The 809-nt window shown below is 45.9% G+C and carries 2 protein-coding genes; both read right to left on the bottom strand.

The annotated features are described in order from the left end of the window. On the bottom strand, positions 1 to 378 hold a 378-nt coding region (hisF, locus tag A3762_RS02055), incomplete at its 3' end, for an imidazole glycerol phosphate synthase subunit HisF (protein WP_197468943.1). A gap of 18 nt (positions 379 to 396) precedes the next feature. Beyond that, the coding region (locus A3762_RS02050) for a HisA/HisF-related TIM barrel protein (protein WP_255375022.1) at positions 397 to 809 on the bottom strand (413 nt) is incomplete at its 5' end.

Raw genomic sequence — 809 nt, 5'->3', positions numbered from 1 at the left:
AATACATTGACTACCGAACTTCTCTGCCGCCTCACGAACAAATTCAGGATTGAATACTGCAGCAGTATTAATACTCACTTTGTCAGCCCCTGCATTCAGCATGTTACGAATATCTTCGACTTTACGGATACCGCCGCCAACCGTTAATGGGATGAAAACATTCGCAGCTATTTTTTCAACGGTATGAATCGTCGTATCACGACCTTCATGACTCGCCGTTATATCCAAAAAGGTAATTTCGTCAGCGCCCTGTTCATCGTACTTTTTAGCGACTTGTACTGGGTCACCCGCATCGCGAATATCTACGAACTGAACGCCTTTCACCACGCGCCCATTTTCTACATCTAAACAAGGAATAATACGTTTTGCTAAGCCCATGACTACACCTTAAAAATCTTAGTCTTTCGCAACGTAACCACTGTGAATATCACTGTAGTCTTGCGCTTCTTTCACATCGAGCGTTCCTTCGTATATCGCACGACCGGTGATCGCACCACAAATGCCTTGATCAGCTTGCGCAGCCAAGGCTTTGATATCTTCCATATTCGTGACACCGCCCGATGCAATCACAGGAATAGAAGAAGCTTGAGCTAGACGCACTGTCGCTTCAACATTCACACCTTGCATCATGCCATCACGAGCTATATCCGTGTATACAATCGACGAAACACCGGCTTCATCAAACTGCTTCGCAAGATCTGTTGCTTCAACGCTAGACACATCAGCCCAACCATCTGTTGCAACCTTGCCATCTTTAGCATCTAAGCCAACGATGATATGTCCTGGGAAAGCTGCACAAGCTTCCGTCA

The sequence above is a fragment of the Oleiphilus sp. HI0125 genome (assembly GCF_001635355.1).
Note: the sequence above shows the minus strand (reverse complement) of the source record. Positions and strands in the feature narration are given on the sequence as shown.